Raw genomic sequence first — 14,664 nt, forward strand, 5'->3', positions numbered from 1 at the left:
AGTTTAACATACCTGAGGCACCGTCACATCCCGAACCCCCTCTTGGAAGCCGTTTCCTGTGAAAATATTTCACAACAAAAAAACAAGGCCAGCTATAGAGCGGGCCTTGTCCTCATCTCAGCATCGTGAAGCGATGCCTTGTGTACTATACTCAATATCGTGATATATCCTTAATTCAGATAAGTCATCGGATTTTCTGCTGTACCATTTTTCAAAATCTCAAAATGCAGATGTGTTCCTGTGGAACGTCCGGTATTTCCCATCACGCCGATACTGTCGCCCTTTTCTACCACTTGGCCAACATCAACATTGATGCTATTCAAGTGACCGTAAAGTGTTTCATATCCGTTGCGATGGTTAATAATGATAACATTCCCATAACCGCTTTTTTGTCCTGCAAAAGTAACTACACCTTCATCTGCAGATTTCACATCACGATTACCGACCAGATCGACACCTTTGTGCTGACGTCCCCAACGTTGACCGAAGCTGCTGCTCATCGTCGCATTGGATACAGGCCATGCAAACTGTCCTGTGCCTTCGCCAACCACTTTGGTTCCGCTCAGTACTACCTCAGTCACCGCAGTTTTGAGAACTTCCTGACCCAGCCATTCTTCACGAACGACTTCGCCGTTTTCTTTGGTGATACGATACTGCATATTTTTCAGCCCGCTTTGGCCTGGACGAACCACTTTCGTCGTACCTGCCTTCAGCTCAGCACTTTTGCGCACCTCAACCTGTGGTTTCACTTCAATCTGTTCTACCACTTGCTCCACCGATTTAACCGTGATTGCCGGCTTTGGTACGGTCAGAGTCAACTCCTGTCCAATCTGGAGGGATGTCTCCTTGATGCCCGGGTTATGTTTGCGAATCTCGCTTTGTGTAATCTCATATTTAGCTGCGATCGAAGAGATCGTATCCCCTTCTCGCACTACATAGGTTACAGGCGCGTCTTTACCAACGGTTAAAGCTTTAACCGCCTCGGACTCATCCCATATTTTATTCGGGTCCGCCTTCACCGTATCCGTTGTCACTTCTTCTTTGATGTCTACGGATTTTAACGTTGTACTTGGCCCGTTATCTTTTTTAGAAGAATTCGCCGATACCGACTTGGTTTTCAGTGAGCTTCGCACAGCCGATGCCGGTATGTATTTGCTCTGTACTTGTTGCAGGATCTTGTCTGCCGTTTCCTGATCCTTCACAATGCCGACGACTTCACCGTTCACTTTAAGCTCTACGCCTTTGGCATATGCCGTCAACATATTCCCCAGCTTGTCCAGCGTTTGCTCGCTGTTCACTTCCGGTTTATATGCCCTTACCGTTTCCGTTGTAATTCCGTCTGTGTTCAGCACCATCTCTGCATCCGGATACTTCTCTCGGTATTCTTCGGTTTTTTTCGCAAACAATTGCTGCAGTTGTGCCTCGTTGGCAATGGTTCCAACTTCAGTGCCTTTGACTATAACCTTATAATAAGGAACCGTATTGGAAGCCACATATTGCTTAACTCCGAATCCAACCGATGCTGCAATCAGAATGCCACAAGTTGCGGTAATGATCCATTTGCGCGATGACAAAATTCTTTTCTTATTTGAACTGAAGTTGGACATGCTCATGCTGTTTTTGTCTTCGGCCGTCCGGTGTTCTCCGGATTGTTCGTGTACCCGGTGTTGATCCGGTTGGCGTTTGCCTCTGAAACCTTTCATGATTCTCTCCTTTTCAGTACTTCTTAATCCGCATTTGAATCGGACTTCACCTCATGGTGAGTCTTATGCAAGTAAGTTCATTGTTATGATTATTTAAAAAAGCAGGACTTTAGCTGTGCTCTTAAAAGTGTCAAAATTTTAACCTTTTATCACACCCGTATACTTTAACACAGGTTTTACAGTCATTTCAACTCTTATCCTCACAAGAAAAATCCGCGTCCTATCTGGTTTCCCTGATATATCCATTGGTTAGAGCGTCTGTTCCATCACCCATTATGCCTCAACTCCAGTTATACTATGTACTTTTTATCTCAATCTAGGACTAGGTTCTAAGACCTACTAAATTGCATTCAATTTTTCATGTAAATACAAAAAAATCCCCCATCAGAGTAACTCTGATGAAGGATTATGATTATTGCTTATACTGTTTATATACTCTGGCAGGCTCATCACGCCCAACTCGAGATTCATTGTCACTTATTCTTGGTTGCACCTATAATAAACCGCTTTTGTTGCACTTCCCAGAATCCATGCCGCTCCATCTCCAGATGAATCTCCCATAATGGTTCACGGAATCGTTCTACTGTAAAATCTGGTACTTGCCACGGGATGGTGTTTAGATAATAAACCAGAGCCCCGATATCATAGAAACGCTGTACAGGCGTAGCTTCACGCTGATCCCAGATGTGAAAACCGTTTCTCACCAACTGATCTACGGCGAAATCGAGCTCCCATCCAGCATAATCAGATGGCATTGGGATGCCTAATCGATCATTGATCTCACGGCAATCCGACCAACCTACCTGCTGAGTCAGAAACACTCCACCTTCTGAAAGCACGCGCCAGACTTCCCGTGGATTATACGATTCATGCCGATTGAGAATTAGATCAAATTCCCCATCTGCAAAAGGAAGCTGAGAATCATCCGTTACAGGATACACATTTACGCCTAACGGGCTAAGACGATCCTTCGCAATCGCTATATTTGGGGCGTATCCTTCCGTTGCACAAGTGTATGGCGGTAACGGATGCAGACTCGACAGCAGCTCACCACCGCCTGTGCCCATATCCAGCATTCGCTTCGCATCCTTCATACAACTCCGTGCCATCTCGTCGTAAGACCAGCACAACACACCACTCTGCATCCGCCCACTATCCGTAATATATCCAAAATCCCAACCATGGAAGGGCTGTTCTGCTTCCTTTAATCCTTGCTCAAATCGTTCCTTCATTGCAGCAAGTTGTTCAGCCGGCATCATTGATGATGTATTTATCGTATTTTTAACACCTGTATTATTCGATGTATTCATAGTTATTAGGCCTCCAATAGTCCATTTTCATGCTTTTCTCCGGTATCGGTACAACGTACCTCTGGTACAAAGGCATGAACGGAGGGCCACGACTCCTCGGCCTGAGAGCAGGTGTTAAGGAGAAGTCCTGTTGTTATATATCGTGTTCTTTACGGTTCATTCTCATATACTCTTCCTCCTGGGTAGGTACGTTTCTCTACTAATTCATTCAATTATATGGGAAAAGCGTCGTGAATTTCAATATGGATGTAACATTTATCCAGTTTAACTGGTCGTTCTAGTTGGAGGATGCGGGGCTAAGAAGTTGCAGCATGCCTACTTATTCCGCTTGCAATACTTGCATCAAATCATCGTATTCTTCACTCGTGAGATACTTCGAGATCACCTGTTCAATCTCTCGCAGCTCCTGCTCGGTCAGTCCACCCTCCATCGCTCCTGAGATCTGTTGCATTTCCTTCTGGGGTAGCTTGTTCATCAGCAACGTGAAAATGCGTTCTTTTTCCTCCGTCGGCAGTTTGTTTTTGGCGCCTGTAATGTCATCTGGTGTAATAACGATTTCATCATTGCCCGTTGCCTGGTTACTGTTCGCTCCTTGACCACTTGATGTGTCACTTCCAGCCGCTGTTCCGTTGCCGTCTACTGTTCCATTTCCAGAATTCCCGCTTGCCCCTGCTCCGCCCGTTTCATCGTTGCCCGGGGTTCCGAGGTTCGTCGTTCCGTTGCCCATCACCGAAATTGAATTCTCCGGAGCTTTTTCCTCTTTCGTTCCCGCTCGCTGATCCGTAGACGTATCCTCTGACTTTTCCCCCTCACTGGACTGCTTGCCGCCCAAGGCCCCTTGGAACATGCCCATCAGACCCATAGGCTGACCTTCCCACTGTATATTAAAACTGGCTAGCAATGACTTGGCATACGATTGCACGATTAAACCTGTCGTAAGCAACGTCAGTGAACTGACCAGCAGCACGATAAGTACCATTTTGACAAACCACATCAGCAACTTCATCTCTGTTTCTCTCCCTCCATATACATATCATTCGTTCAACGTATCCTGTTAGCCAGTATTGACGGAAATCTCGGGATTATATCCGAAACAGACACAAAAAACCTCCAGTCGCCGCTAAGTAGCAACAACTGGAGGTTTATCTATCATTCAAATATCATGTTATACGTAGATTGGCAGAACTTGATTTGTTTGCTCACGGTTACGACCTACAGAGAAGATCGCGATCGGAATGCCTGTCAGTTCAGATACACGCTTCACGTAGTTCTGTGTGTTTACAGGCAGATCTTCCAGCTTCTTCGCTCCTGTGATATCCTCGCTCCAACCTGGCATTTCTTCGTATACGGCTTCACATTCAGCCAGCATTTTGAGGCTTGCCGGATAGTGAGTGATTACTTCACCACGGAATTTGTAACCTGTGCAGATTTTTACGGTATCCAGACCTGTCATAACGTCCAATGAGTTCAAGGACAGCCCTGTAATGCCGCTTACACGACGGGCGTGACGAACAACCACACTGTCAAACCAGCCCACACGGCGCGGACGCCCGGTTACTGTTCCGTACTCATGACCTGTCTCACGGATCTGGTCGCCAATCGCATCATGCAATTCGGTCGGGAATGGGCCATCGCCTACACGAGTTGTGTATGCTTTCGCTACACCAATAACTTGCTGAATGCGTGCTGGACCAACACCGGAACCGATACACACACCGCCTGCAGACGGATTGGAAGAAGTCACATATGGATACGTACCTTGATCCAGATCCAGCATCACACCTTGCGCGCCTTCAAACAGTACTTTTTTATTCTCATCAATGAAATCATTCAGCACAACCGATGTATCCTTCACATAAGGACGGAGAATTTCCGCATAACCGAGGTAATCCCTCAGAATCTCTTCCACATCAACCGGCGTACCGTTGTATACTTGCTCGATAACACGATTTTTCTCTTTAACCAGATGACGCAGCTTCAATTCAAAATCTTCTGCATCCAGCAGATCCACCATGCGGATACCGATCCGGGCAGATTTGTCCATGTAACAAGGGCCGATCCCTTTACCTGTTGTACCGATTTTGTTCGGGCCTTTGCTCTCTTCCTCCAGTGCATCCAGAACCATATGATAAGGCAGGATGATATGTGCACGCTCACTGATGGACAGGTTTTTCGTTGTAAATCCGTTATCATGAATATAATTAATTTCTTCGATAAGTGCCTTCGGGTTGATAACCATACCGTTACCAATCACACAAGCTTTGTCTGTGTAAAAGATACCCGATGGAATCATCGTCAATTTATATTTTTTGTTGTCGATCAGGATCGTATGGCCAGCATTGTTACCTCCTTGGTAACGAGCCACCACATCAGCGCTCTCCGCCAAATAATCCGTGATTTTACCTTTTCCTTCGTCTCCCCATTGCGTTCCCACTACAACTACCGTTGACATAGTTAACATACCTCCGTGGGTGCCTTGCGCACCTTTGTATTGGTCTGTCCGTCCTCTATCCCGGCAGGCATGTTACGCAATAAACCGACTGAGAAGCGTGCTAACGGACAGTAAAAATGTCCTCCCGTTACATTCAAGGGAAGGTTTTCGCCGCTTTAACGCAGCAATATTAGTGTACCAGTCCCCTTTTTCAAAGTCAAATGAAATGGCGAACAATTATATATGGCACTTGGTTAATGTTCGGAATTATGACCGAATTTCACCGTAAAAAACCGGTGATCTCAGTCTTGTTTACCTTGACTGCATTCTCACCGGTACTTTTACATTTGCGATGGATCGACGCTATATATGGTATATACTGATATTCAACCAGACATTCTCCTGTTACTGGTTGTACGGATAGCCTGTGCACCCCTGTTCAGAGTAGTCGCAGTCTATCCGCTACATCGCGAAGGCATCACTATGTGCCCTCTCGTAATTGACGAATTTATTAAAGTTTTTCAAGAAGACTAATTCTACGGTTCCTACCGGACCGTTACGCTGTTTAGCAATAATGATCTCGATAATATTTTTCTTCTCGGTTTCCTGGTTGTAGTAGTCATCCCGGTACAGGAAGGCTACGATATCAGCATCTTGCTCGATCGAACCCGATTCCCGCAAGTCACTCATCATCGGACGTTTATCCTGACGTTGCTCTACACCCCGGCTAAGCTGAGACAAGGCAATAACCGGAACTTCCAGTTCCCGGCCAATCTGTTTCAGCGTACGTGAAATCTCGGATACCTCTTGTTGACGGTTCTCCCCGGCTTTACCACGTCCACTAATCAATTGAAGGTAGTCGATCAGAATCATACCGAGACCCTTCTCTTTTTTCAGACGACGGCATTTCGCACGAATATCAGCTACCGTGATCCCTGGCGTATCGTCGATATAGATGTTGGCTTCGTTGAGAGCGGCAATCCCCATGGTTAGCTTCTGCCAGTCTTCATCGCCTTTGAACTCCCCTGTACGAAGAACTCCCGCGTCCAGATTGGCCTCGGCGCAGATCATCCGTTGTACAAGCTGTGCCGCGGACATCTCCAGACTGAAGATGGCTACCGTTTCTTGTGCCCTGATGCCTACATTCTGAGCGATGTTCAAGGCAAAGGCGGTCTTACCTACGGATGGACGCGCCGCTACAATGATCAAGTCACTACGCTGGAATCCAGCGGTCATCTTGTCCAAATCGATGAAGCCGGAAGGGATCCCTGTTGTCGTTCCCCGGTTCTGATGCAACGTTTCGACCTTGTCGAACACTTCCATGAGTACATCCTGGATGGCGATAAAACCACTGCTGGAGCGTCTGTTGGAAATCTCCAAGATGCGTCGCTCTGCTTCCCCGAGCATACCTGCAACATCTTCTCCGCCTGTGTAGCCTTCGCTTACGATCTGCGTAGCTGTACGAATCAGACGACGAAGCATCGATTTCTCTTCGATAATCTGCGCATAATAATCCACGTTGGCCGCTGTCGGCACACCGTGAGCAAGCTTGGCAAGGTAGCTAACGCCACCGATGTCCTCCAGCTCACCTTTATCCTTCAGGCGCGAAGTCAGCGTAACAAGGTCAATCGGTTGATTTTCCTCACCCAGCTGAATCATCGCTTCATAGATCAATTGATGGGGCTTATCGTAGAAATCCTCGGTTTGCACCCGTTCCATCGCTGTAATCAGTGCTTCGCCCTGCAACAGGATCGCACCCAGCACAGCCTGTTCGGCCTCCAGGTTCTGCGGGGGGACCCGGTCGAATAACATTTCGCCGCCCATCTTACTCCTCCGTTACCTGTACCTTCAAGGTTGCTTTCACTTCAGGGTGAACCTTAACGATCACTTGCGTTACACCGAGCGTACGGATCGGATCATCCAGCTCGATTTTGCGCTTATCTATTTTCAGGCCCTTTTTGGACAAGGCTTCCGCGATCTGTTTGCTCGTAATGGCACCGAACAGACGGCCACCCTCACCCGCTTTTGCCTTGAGTTCCGTAACTTCTGCCTCCAGCTTCTTCGCAAGTGCTTCTGCTTCAGCTTTCTCTTCCTGTTTAAGTCTTTCTTCTGCCGCCTTCTGATTGTCCAGTGTCTTCATGTTACCCTCCGTTGCCGGACGCACAATTCCACGCGGCAACAGGAAATTCTGTGCATAACCCTCAGATACTTCCTTCACTTGTCCCTTCTTGCCTTGACCCTTCATATCTTTTATAAAAATGACTTTCATTCGAATACCCCCTCTTCCTTTTCGATTTCAGCCAGGACGTTCATCAGCCGTTTCTCCGCTTCTCCCAGCGTTCCTTCAAGCTGCACCGCAGCGTTAGTTAAGTGACCGCCGCCACCTAATCGTTCCATAACGACCTGAACATTCATACGACCCAGTGATCTTGCACTGATGCCAATTAATCCATCCGTACGCTCACTGATGACAAATGAAGCGACCACGTCGGTCATGTTCAGCAATGTGTCCGCCACCTGGGCGATCATCATCTGTGAGATCTTGTTGCCAGGGCCAGTGACCGCCAGCGCAATGTTCCCATATACCATTTTAGCATGCTTTATGATTTCTGCCTTAGCAATATATTCTGACAGATCCTCTTTCATCAGCTTCTGGACCATAATGGTATCCGCACCACTGCGACGAAGGAAGCCCGCAGCTTCAAATGTCCTCGAACCCGTATGCAATGCAAAATGTTTCGTATCCAGCGTGATGCCGGCGAGAAGTGACGTTGCTTCAAGTGGGGTAAACTGCACCTTTTCATGAATATATTGCAGAAGCTCCGTGACAAGCTCAGCGGCAGATGAAGCGTACGGTTCCAGATAGATCAGTACTGCATCATTAATAAATTCCTCACCGCGGCGATGATGATCCACTACCACTACACGCGTTGCAGATTGCACCAGTTTAGGTTCCATCGTCATCGAAGCCTTATGGGTATCCACAACAACCAGCAGCGTATGCTCTGTCATCATCTGTGTAGCTTGCTCCGGCGATACCAGAGCTTTGGACAACTTCTCGTCCTTGTTTACCTGTTCCATCAGCCGTTCAATCGAAGGATTTACCCCGTCCAGCACAATCCGAGCCTCAACATTGTACAGACTCGCTGCCTTCCATACCCCAATCGAAGCACCGATGGCATCCATATCCGGCATTTTATGCCCCATAACGATTACCCGGTCACTTTCTTGCATCAAGTCCCGCAGGGCATGAGCAATAACCCGCGCTCTGACGCGTGTGCGTTTCTCCACTGCATTGGACTTACCACCGTAAAACGATAAACGCTGACCCGACTTCACAGCCGCTTGATCCCCGCCTCGTCCAAGTGCCATATCCAGACTGGACTGTGCCAATTCTCCCATCTCGCTGATGCTGTCTGAACCCGATGCAAGGCCAACGCTTAGCGTCATCGGTACTTTCAGATCGGCTGTCATCTCCCGGACTTCATCGAGAATAACAAACCGGCTCTGTTCAAGCTCCTGCAGAGACTTATGATTCAGCATCATCAAGTAACGATCCGATGAAAGACGACGGAGATAGACGCCATATTGCTTCGCCCAGGCTGTAATCTCACTGGCTACTCGTGCGATCAGCGCTGTACGTTGTTGGTCATCCATGCCTTGAGCAGCCTCGTCCAGATTGTCCAGAACGAGAATGCCCAGTGCAATACGTTCATTCTCATATTTATCCCGCAGTATAGCTAACTCGGTGATCTCGTACACATATACGTACCGCTCCTGCGGGTTGTGAATTACACCGTAATACCGGTCATCCAGTTGGAACTCATCATGGAATTCCTTGGGGGAAGATTCTTTCGATCCATCCTTATCCTTCTTCTCCTTCGGTTGGGGAAGATGTGGGAACAAGTTAAGCAGTGAACTGCCGACGACCGTCTTCTCATGGAACATCTCTGCAACGAAGCGGTTATGCCATTCTATTGTACGATCCTCGCTATACAGCACAATTCCGAAGGGAAGCATGCTAACCGCCTCACCCTCCATACGTTTAATACGAATGGTAAGGCCATTAATATAGTCATTAAGCTCCCGACGGAATGCAAGTTCAGCCTTGATCATGACGATTCCCAGCGCCGAAGCCAGTATCAGACTAATCAAACCAAGCGTCCAGTTATAGATAGTAACTAACATCACTAGTAGCAACAGCAGTATGAACGCCCATACGGTATAATAGCCGTGCCAGCGTTTCTTTAGAAATTTAGGCATGACTCATCACCCTATCGTTTTGATTTCGATATTGCCTCACGGATCGGGAACGCCAAGTCGATAATTCCGACAATGCGGAGCGGACCAATAAAGAACACTGCCGCACCCAATAAAAATGGAATAACCGGATTCCATCTTCTAGTATGTGAGAGGAAGAAGAAGAAACCGATGGCCTGAATCATGAAACCAAGGTTAATTAATGGCGACAAGTTCATTGCAATCATCTTCCAATACGATCCGTCATTTTGTCTGGATACGACCTCAATAATCAATGCGAGGAAATAATACCAGATCAATGCACGTGGCATACGCCATTCTCTTGCAGGTGGTAGTTTGGATACGTTCAAGCCCATAACACTCAGAATCGGACGAGCAATGATATGTGTAATGAATGCCATGACCATGGATGTAACGACCAGTGCAAAAGGAATCATTAACTGCGTTTGTTTAGCAACATCTTCGGTCATTTCCGGCGTCCAAACGAAGCCATTGATCATCTGACTCGAAGAATTCGTGAGTGGTTCAATCGTCAGTTGCACCACATCCCTGATATAACTGGACAGATCGAATTGGAAAATGAGACTGCCCACTAAAAGTAACAAAAGGTATTCCGCAAGCATGGTTCCGGCACCTGTCATTAGAGCAAATAACGCCGATTTTTGATTTTTATAGGCGTGACCCATAGCGATGGCCGGCAAAATTAAGATCACCATGAACAACAGATATATCGGATGGACCATGACCAAAATAATAGCAACCGGAACAAGATGCAAAATAAAGGATTTTATAGATAGCGAGGCATACAAAATAACTCCCGGAATCATCATAAAAAATATAGAGAGCACCGATAAAGGAGTTAATAGCGAAAGCAGCAAAAGTAAAAGCACTGCACTCCAGACAGCTGATTTAAAGCTAAATTTCAACAAATTCACCTCTTACGCATATGATCTTCTAGCGCGGAAATATCCTGGTACCAGTCTTCCAGCTGGTGACCTTCCTGTTTATGCTTTTTTAATTTCTCCACAAGCAGAGCATCGAGATCCTTAAACGGAATACCGAGCCGACGGCCCAATATGTAACTGCTCATCATTAAACTGGCAAGACTATCTCCGATTCGAATCGTGCTGCCTTCCCACAATGCTTTGAATAATCGGGATACTTGATCAAGTACTTCGGTTTTCAGCCATTCAATCACTTTAGCCCGCTTGGCTACATCCAGTTCTTTAGGCATTTGGCGAAAGTCACTCTCCCCCGAAAAAGCTTTATTCTCGATTATAGCATAAAACAGGGGCCTGCAAAATTACCCCAAAAAACGAAGAAAGTCTTCGAAACTCCATGTCAGGTGCGATGCCAGGCCCCGTATGTCTTATTCATATATATATATTCGTAATAATCACTGTGATTATCCCTGCAAGTGCCATCATCTTAAAAAGAATTCATTTCTTTAGCCTTCATGGACTCCTTGGCAACAATTCCTTCGCAGTATTCGATGATCTGACTGCGTCTCACAATGCCGATAAAACGTTCCATATCATCCACGACCGGGACAAAGTTCTGCACCTTGGCTAGATTAATTAAATCCTCCATATTGGCATCGATGGATACCGGCTTGATATCAAGCCTTAATGGAACGTCCTTGAGAAGGAATTTTGAAGCGTTTTCAAATGATATCTTCCCCTCTGCATTTTTCATATACCACAACAGATCGCCTTCCGTAACCGTACCAATATATTTGCCTTCCTTATTCAAAATAGGCACTGCTGTAAACCGATGATATTCCATCCGTTCCAGCGTTTGCCGCAGTGTAGAGTCCGACGTCACACATGTAACCTCTTGTTTGGGTAGCAAAAAAAACGCGATGTTCATACCCTCATATATCCTCCTTGTCTATTTCTCGTTCAACTAGATCGCTCAACTTATATTATACGTTATAGAACGAAGGATGTTCCAAAAGGATGAAGTTCTTACACGATGAAAAGCCTCACACAAAGAAAAAAAACAGCAGCCCGCTTAAACGTACTGCTGATTGTTGTGTAAGACAAACCATCTGTATGGAGTTAACTATTCAATCTTCTGCCGGTCAGGAATCATGACTTCACCGGCTGGGGTCGATTGATCCATCCAGTTTTTAATCAGCTCTTTAGCATATTGAACATCTTTCTCATCGGCACGCCCATAATAAATGCCGTTTTTACGCATACCTTCGCTCAAAATCGTAAAGCTGGAAACCTGTGGTTTTTCCTGTGTCAGCACTTGTTTCGCCAGATCAATGATAAAGTTAGGCTGCATGTCGGTCTGAAAATTATCACCCATGATCTGAAATAACTCAGGGATCTTCGCGATCTGATTCAGATTCAACATCTTGTTTGCAAAAGCATTCAGGAAAATTTGTTGCCGATTCGTGCGGTTAAAGTCACTATCTTCCCGATATCTCACGTAATAGAGTGCTTCCTGCCCGTCATAAATCGGTTTACCGCCCTTAATCGTGAACTGCTCATGATTTGGATCTTTGTTCACGATATCCTTATCAATCGGTAGCGATATGCCCCCGAGGGCGTCAACTACCTTTTTGATCCCCTGAAAGTTAATCGTTGCGTAATAACCTACGTCCGCATTAAGGAACTTTTCCACCGTATTGATGGACATATTCTCCCCGCCGAAGGCGTAAGCATGCGCGATTTTGTCATAATCATCCGTCCCGTCCTTGTCCGCGTCTCTTCCTACGATCTGCACATACGTGTCACGCGGAATAGATACCAGAAGCACCCGAGATTCCTTTGGACGTACCACAGCATAGATGACTGCATCCGAACGTCCGCGGGACTTCTCGTAATCTCGTTTATCGGAGCCCAGGAGCAACACAGAAAATGGTTCCTTGCGGTATACCGTTGGATCAGGCGTTTTATTGCCTTCCTGCGGCACGTAAGAATGTGTTAGCTGTGCTTCTACCGTATCCGCCAGAAACAGGTCAAAAGCGGCCACAGCCAATTGCTGACGGAAAATATAACCGCCAATGAGCAAAACGACGAGGGATATAAGTGTTATATAGAGGCCTTTGCGACTTTTTTTCTTCTTTTCTTTAGTTCTGCTTTTCATCCGTCGATTCCTTCTTCACTCTCAAAATTGAAATTCATTACTACCCATTAAACGTGAGCAACGTCTGATGACACGCCGTTCTCCAAACTTTTATTTCTCTTTGAGCCGGAATACCGCTAATGCTCGTTCTATTGTAATCATTCCTGCATCATGAAAAGTTACAATCGGGTTAAATTGAAAAGAACAGCGACCCCTTTTCGGTTACAAAAGGTTCACTGTTCCTCCGTATCTTCTCATTTTACTTCTACATATTATGTGGAACCCAGCGATCTATCTGGTTGCTGCCCCTGTTTCTCTCTTTGACGAAGACGCCCCGTTATTAGAGCCACAATCAAGGTTAACACGCTAAAAATAACTGCTGACCAGAAAAGTCCATTGTACCCCTGGCCTGTCGTTTGATGTACAGCCTGAAGCAACGTCTCCCGTATATTGGCATCCGGAATCTTGGACAACCCCGCCATGAGACTGGAGACGTCATTGCCGGATGCTCCACCAGAAGCATATTGCTCCAGTGTAGCTGGTGGTATTTCGATTCCACGACTCGCTAAACCTGACTGGATGTTCGAACCCAGGTTAGAAAAGGAACGTGCCAGGAATCCGGCGAAGATCGTCGGTGCAATAGCCATCGCCATTTGACGGAACAAAGAGCTGGTTGCTACCGCAATACCTTTATTGTTCTCGCCTGCCTGTTCCGTCACCAGAACGTTGACTGGCGCACCCAGCATCATGCCAAAACCAATGCCGACAAGGGTACTCGCAATAACAAACTGCCAGATATGCTCTACCCACAGCGGAAATAATAGGAAACCAATGGCGGAGAGCAAGCCAGCTACCGATAATGTCCAGATTGGTCCTTTGCGGTCAACGAGGTATCCTCCTCCTCCTGCTCCAATCCCTGAGGCCAGAGCGAGCGGTGTAAACCAGTAACCCGAAGCTGTGCTCGATACGCCTAGATATTGCTCTACAAAGCCCGGAATGAAGATAACAGAGGCCAGAATGGCTCCTGAGAAAAAGGCAATGAGCAACGTCCAGCGGAAGGACGCGATGCCAAGCAGTTTTATGGAAACGACCGGTTCACGGTCGGACCCTTCCAACCTTTTTTCCATAAAATAAAAGATCACCAGCACAGCTACACCCACTAGAAAGAAGCTATAAAACATGGGAGAGGCCAGGCTTTGAAGCATGTTCACACCGTCGAGATTACTGAAGCTGTACATCAGACTCAGTACGCCTAATGTTAGGACCGCTATGCCGCTCCAATCGACAGCTGCTCGGCTTAACTCCTGTTCTTCCTGGATATAACGAATTCCGGCAATGAACAGCAGGATTGCAATCGGTACGTTGATGAGAAACAACCAGTGCCAGTTGCCTGTAATATCAAGGATGAAAGCGCCGATGTTAGGGCCAAGAATAGCTGCGATGCCGTTCATGCCTCCCAGAAGTCCCAGAGCTGTACCCTGCCGCTGAGCAGGAAACTTGCTAAGCACATAAGAGCTTGCAATGATAAATATCCCGCCTCCACCAAGCGCCTGAATGACCCGGGCGATCAGGAAAAATGTAAACGAAGTACTTAAGGCAACAAGGAGCGATCCGATTCCGAATAAAGCAACCTCAATGAGGAACAGTTTTTTGCGTCCAAATCGATCTGACAGCTTACCCGCAATGGGTACACTGATTGCAAGCCCAAGCGTATATAGCGTAATCGTCCAAGCACCCCATGTTGGCGAAACACCAAACGAGGCATTTAATGTGGTCAGCGACGATGTAATTATTCCGTTATCGAGTGCGGCCATAAATACACCCACGGCAAAGAGAATCAATGGCCATTTCATTTCTTTTTGCATCCCCGGATTCCTCCTTC

The 14,664-nt window shown here is 46.7% G+C and carries 12 protein-coding genes; all 12 read right to left on the reverse strand.

The features are described from left to right. Positions 1-170 precede the first annotated feature (170 nt). The gene (locus Q9R46_RS19780; protein WP_311281458.1) at positions 171-1,703 is read right to left on the reverse strand and encodes a peptidoglycan DD-metalloendopeptidase family protein; all 1,533 of its coding nucleotides are present in this window, start codon (positions 1,701-1,703) and stop codon (positions 171-173) included. A gap of 473 nt (positions 1,704-2,176) precedes the next feature. Continuing rightward, positions 2,177-2,935 carry a class I SAM-dependent methyltransferase gene (locus Q9R46_RS19785; RefSeq protein ID WP_311281491.1) on the reverse strand — a complete coding sequence of 253 codons (759 nt, stop codon included), beginning with the start codon at positions 2,933-2,935 and terminating at the stop codon, positions 2,177-2,179. A 397-nt stretch (positions 2,936-3,332) separates the two neighbouring features. Continuing rightward, a complete protein-coding gene (locus tag Q9R46_RS19790; RefSeq protein ID WP_311281459.1) occupies positions 3,333-4,019 on the reverse strand; it encodes a hypothetical protein in 687 nt (228 codons plus the stop codon). Positions 4,020-4,178: 159 nt separating this feature from the next. Next, positions 4,179-5,465 (reverse strand): adenylosuccinate synthase, encoded by a 1,287-nt coding sequence (locus Q9R46_RS19795; protein ID WP_311281460.1) that lies wholly within the window; start codon positions 5,463-5,465, stop codon positions 4,179-4,181. Between the two features lie 441 nt (positions 5,466-5,906). After that, entirely contained in the window at positions 5,907-7,268 is a 1,362-nt protein-coding gene (gene dnaB / locus Q9R46_RS19800) for a replicative DNA helicase (RefSeq protein WP_311281461.1), read from the reverse strand. 1 nt (position 7,269) lies between these two features. Beyond that, positions 7,270-7,713 (reverse strand): 50S ribosomal protein L9, encoded by a 444-nt coding sequence (gene rplI / locus Q9R46_RS19805; RefSeq protein WP_090923573.1) that lies wholly within the window; start codon positions 7,711-7,713, stop codon positions 7,270-7,272. Next, a complete protein-coding gene (locus Q9R46_RS19810) occupies positions 7,710-9,707 on the reverse strand; it encodes a DHH family phosphoesterase (protein ID WP_311281462.1) in 1,998 nt (665 codons plus the stop codon). The genes rplI and Q9R46_RS19810 overlap by 4 nt, the downstream gene beginning before the upstream one ends. 11 nt (positions 9,708-9,718) lie before the next feature. After that, positions 9,719-10,630 carry a DUF2232 domain-containing protein gene (locus Q9R46_RS19815; RefSeq protein ID WP_311281463.1) on the reverse strand — a complete coding sequence of 304 codons (912 nt, stop codon included), beginning with the start codon at positions 10,628-10,630 and terminating at the stop codon, positions 9,719-9,721. A gap of 5 nt (positions 10,631-10,635) precedes the next feature. Continuing rightward, entirely contained in the window at positions 10,636-10,938 is a 303-nt protein-coding gene (locus tag Q9R46_RS19820; RefSeq protein WP_090923575.1) for a MazG-like family protein, read from the reverse strand. Between the two features lie 194 nt (positions 10,939-11,132). After that, positions 11,133-11,573 (reverse strand): CBS domain-containing protein, encoded by a 441-nt coding sequence (locus Q9R46_RS19825; RefSeq protein ID WP_311281464.1) that lies wholly within the window; start codon positions 11,571-11,573, stop codon positions 11,133-11,135. 195 nt (positions 11,574-11,768) lie between these two features. Next, positions 11,769-12,803: an LCP family protein gene (locus Q9R46_RS19830; protein ID WP_145335015.1), complete on the reverse strand. Its 1,035-nt coding sequence runs from the start codon at positions 12,801-12,803 to the stop codon at positions 11,769-11,771. 251 nt (positions 12,804-13,054) lie between these two features. Then, positions 13,055-14,647 (reverse strand): MFS transporter, encoded by a 1,593-nt coding sequence (locus tag Q9R46_RS19835; RefSeq protein WP_311281465.1) that lies wholly within the window; start codon positions 14,645-14,647, stop codon positions 13,055-13,057. Between the last annotated feature and the right edge of the window lie 17 nt (positions 14,648-14,664).

Source organism: Paenibacillus sp. RRE4, assembly GCF_031844205.1.
In the GTDB taxonomy this organism is placed as follows: Bacteria; Bacillota; Bacilli; order Paenibacillales; family Paenibacillaceae; genus Paenibacillus; species Paenibacillus xylanexedens_B.

Excerpts from the sequence above, each read along its gene's own strand:
- Q9R46_RS19780 (WP_311281458.1), bottom strand. The coding sequence starts at position 1,703 with ATGAAAGGTTTCAGAGGCAAACGCCAACCGGATCAACACCGGGTACAC.
- Q9R46_RS19785 (WP_311281491.1), bottom strand. The coding sequence starts at position 2,935 with ATGAAGGAACGATTTGAGCAAGGATTAAAGGAAGCAGAACAGCCCTTC.
- Q9R46_RS19790 (WP_311281459.1), bottom strand. The coding sequence starts at position 4,019 with ATGAAGTTGCTGATGTGGTTTGTCAAAATGGTACTTATCGTGCTGCTG.
- Q9R46_RS19795 (WP_311281460.1), bottom strand. The coding sequence starts at position 5,465 with ATGTCAACGGTAGTTGTAGTGGGAACGCAATGGGGAGACGAAGGAAAA.
- dnaB (WP_311281461.1), bottom strand. The coding sequence starts at position 7,268 with ATGGGCGGCGAAATGTTATTCGACCGGGTCCCCCCGCAGAACCTGGAG.
- rplI (WP_090923573.1), bottom strand. The coding sequence starts at position 7,713 with ATGAAAGTCATTTTTATAAAAGATATGAAGGGTCAAGGCAAGAAGGGA.
- Q9R46_RS19810 (WP_311281462.1), bottom strand. The coding sequence starts at position 9,707 with ATGCCTAAATTTCTAAAGAAACGCTGGCACGGCTATTATACCGTATGG.
- Q9R46_RS19820 (WP_090923575.1), bottom strand. The coding sequence starts at position 10,938 with ATGCCTAAAGAACTGGATGTAGCCAAGCGGGCTAAAGTGATTGAATGG.
- Q9R46_RS19825 (WP_311281464.1), bottom strand. The coding sequence starts at position 11,573 with ATGAACATCGCGTTTTTTTTGCTACCCAAACAAGAGGTTACATGTGTG.
- Q9R46_RS19830 (WP_145335015.1), bottom strand. The coding sequence starts at position 12,803 with ATGAAAAGCAGAACTAAAGAAAAGAAGAAAAAAAGTCGCAAAGGCCTC.
- Q9R46_RS19835 (WP_311281465.1), bottom strand. The coding sequence starts at position 14,647 with ATGCAAAAAGAAATGAAATGGCCATTGATTCTCTTTGCCGTGGGTGTA.